The organism is Faecalicoccus sp., assembly GCF_036552745.1.
Taxonomy (GTDB): Bacteria; Bacillota_I; Bacilli_A; order Erysipelotrichales; family Erysipelotrichaceae; genus Faecalicoccus.
Window position 1 is genome coordinate 1 of sequence record NZ_JAXKBY010000210.1, and the last position, 2,824, is coordinate 2,824.

4 protein-coding genes are annotated in these 2,824 nt (G+C 37.6%); 2 read left to right on the top strand and 2 right to left on the bottom strand.

What is annotated here, in order from left to right; genetic code table 11:
• On the top strand, positions 1-888 hold an 888-nt coding region (locus tag U0M88_RS09750; protein WP_442902249.1), incomplete at its 5' end, for a translation initiation factor IF-2.
• Entirely contained in the window at positions 888-1,229 is a 342-nt protein-coding gene (rbfA, locus tag U0M88_RS09755; protein ID WP_022789005.1) for a 30S ribosome-binding factor RbfA, read from the top strand. The genes U0M88_RS09750 and rbfA, both read left to right, overlap by 1 nt.
• Positions 1,230-1,249: 20 nt before the next feature.
• On the opposite strand, the gene U0M88_RS09760 is transcribed toward rbfA, so the two are convergent.
• Together U0M88_RS09760 and U0M88_RS09765 are read right to left on the bottom strand one after the other, a co-directional pair.
• Positions 1,250-2,089: an AraC family transcriptional regulator gene (locus tag U0M88_RS09760; protein WP_117446871.1), complete on the bottom strand. Its 840-nt coding sequence runs from the start codon at positions 2,087-2,089 to the stop codon at positions 1,250-1,252.
• Between the two features lie 91 nt (positions 2,090-2,180).
• Positions 2,181-2,824: hypothetical protein (locus U0M88_RS09765; protein ID WP_331869690.1), on the bottom strand; the 644-nt coding region annotated here is incomplete at its 5' end.

Here is a 2,824-nt window from a genome sequence, read left to right on the forward strand (position 1 = left end):
ACTGGTGACAGCATTGTTGTTGGAAGTTCTTACGGACGTGTTCGTAAGATGACTAATGATCGTGGTATGGAAATCAAGGGTGCCGAACCAAGCTGTCCGGTGGAAATTATTGGACTCAATGATGTACCGCGTGCCGGAGATGTCTTTATGACGTATCCAAACTACAAGAAAGCACAGGAAATCGCATCTCATCGTTTGGAAAAACAAATCGAGAAAGAACGTAATCAGACCAGTGCTATGTCTTTGGAAGATTTAGCCAAAAAGGTTGAAGAAGGCGATATTCAGGAGATCAACGTTTTGATCAAAGCGGATGTGCAGGGTTCTGCCGAAGCGTTGAAGGCCAGCATGGAAAAGCTGGATGTAGATACGGTTCGTGTCAATGTGATTCGTTCGACAGTAGGAACGATTTCGGAATCTGACATCATGTTAGCTAGTGCATCCAATGCACTGATCTATGGATTCAATATCCGACCAAGTGCTGCCATTCGTAAAAAAGCAGAAGAAGAGGGCGTAGAGATTCGTCTTCATAACATTATTTATAAAGCATTGGAAGAATTAGAAGGTGCCATGAAAGGTCTTCTTGCACCGGTATATGAAGAAGTTATCATCGGTCAGGCTGAAGTTCGTCAAATCTATAAAGTTTCCAAGGTAGGAACGATTGCCGGCTGTATGGTGACGGATGGTTGTGTCAAACGTGACTGTAAGGTTCGTTTAATTCGTGATGGCATCGTGATTTATGAAGGTAAGCTTGGTTCCTTACGTCGTTTTGAAAACGATGCCAAAGAGGTCAATAGCGGCTTTGAATGTGGTATGACCATTGAAAACTACAATGATATTAAAGTCGATGATATCATTGAAGCGTATGAAGATCAGGAAGTGCAGGAATAATGGCTGGTTTAAAAGCAGATCGTATGGATCATATTCTCATGCGGGAAATCTCAAACATCCTGCAGTTTGAATTAAAGAATCCAAAGCTTGGTTTTGTGACAGTCACCGATGTACAATGTACAAAGGATCTAAGTCTTGCCAAGGTCTATGTATCTTTTTTAGGAAAACAAGATCGCAATGATGCCGGTTTACGTGTATTAAACCAAAGCAAAGGTTTTATACGTTCAAATCTTGCGAAAAAGATTAAGATTCGTAAAATGCCGGATTTGATCTTTGTGCAGGATACAAGTCTGGAACAGGGAAATAAGATCGAAAAGATTTTACACGATATACAAAAGTAAGGCTTTCCATGAGGAAAGCCTTATTCTGTTTCAGATTTATTTTTACGAAACTCTAACGGCGTTTTGCCTAAAGCTCGTTTAAAACTCTGTGCAAAATACGATTGTGAGGAAAAACCGACGATTCGACCGATTTCATTGACAGAAAGATTGGTGGTCTTCAACAAATATTTTGCCTCTTCAATTCGTTTCTCTAAAAGATAGTTGATGGGAGAAATCCCTTTTTGTTTCTTAAAGGTATGTGCCAGATAATATTTGTTGACATAAGCTAATTCTGCCAATTGATCCAGCGTGATGTTTTCTTTGTAGTGATCATTGATGTAGTTTTCAACAAAGATACATTCTTTATTTACTTTTTGGCTTGGTGAAACCGTTAATTGAATATTTGATCGGCGAATGATGTTGATCATGAGAATTTCCAAAAGATTTTGACAAAGCTCTTTATAGTGCTGATCTTTATTCTTGGCTTCTAAAAGAAGTGTTTTTAGATAAAATAAGATTTCATGTTTATAATCTTGGTAGTTTGCCTGAAAGACCTGGATATGTTGATTGAAATCCGCATTGTAGAATTCCATTCCCTCAAATCCTAATACGATATATTCAAACGTTTCCCCTTTGATTCCAATTTCCGTATGACTGACATTGGGGTTGACGATCATCAAATCGTCTTCATGCAGTGTTGTCGTTCCTCCATCGGTTTGAAATAACCCGGTACCTCTTGTGACATAGAAGAATTCCGTACAATGGTGGGTATGCATACTGCTATGCCAATCATCACCATAGATACTTTGTGAGATGTACAATAAGTTCATTTTAATTTTATTTAAAGGGGTTTCACTAATTTCATATGTTAAATTTGGCATAAATAACCTCAATTTCTTTTCTTTTATTATAAGATATTGTGCAAATAGTTTCAATGCGCAATATATCTTAAAAAAATATCCTTTCGGATATCTAATGAGAAATCAGTTTAACAATTCCTTTACGCATTTGTTGTGCCTGTAGGTGAATTTTTCGATATTCATCTGAATAAGGTTGTACAGCATTTTGCGATACAAACGCATATTTTTTGTTTCCATCTTTAAAAGTAAACTGTAATCCAATATGAAGGGAATAAATGCCCGCAAAACCTTGTGTCATCGGACTGATCAACATTTGTCTGGCAAATGGTTTATTGTGTTTGGCATCTCTTGCCTTCTCAAAAACTACGCTGCATTTAACCAGTTCATTCAATGGATAGACACCGCAGTCGCCGGAATGGATCGTAAAGGTATTTTCTTTTTTATTTACCGTGACCGGTCCGGATTCCAACTGATATTTATTAATGATACGATCGATCAAATGTTTGATCTTTTCTGCTTCCTGAAAGGCTTTGATATGTTGATCGGTTTGTGTTCGTGTCGGATTTTTTGAAATATAGACAACCAGCTGAGTATCATCCTTCATGGTAATTCTAAGCCCTACGTAAAAAGGTTGTTCCATAAAATTGGCCGCAATCATCCAATCGACACCGGTAACAACTTGATGCGTAAAAGGGGGTTCCTTTCCACGAAAACGTGCTTTTTCATTCAGAATTTCGCATTTTTTAATATTTTTAT

What these genes read in the sequence shown, in the direction of transcription:
- rbfA (WP_022789005.1), top strand. Translation starts at nt 888, where the DNA reads ATGGCTGGTTTAAAAGCAGATCGTATGGATCATATTCTCATGCGGGAA.
- U0M88_RS09760 (WP_117446871.1), bottom strand. Translation starts at nt 2,089, where the DNA reads ATGCCAAATTTAACATATGAAATTAGTGAAACCCCTTTAAATAAAATT.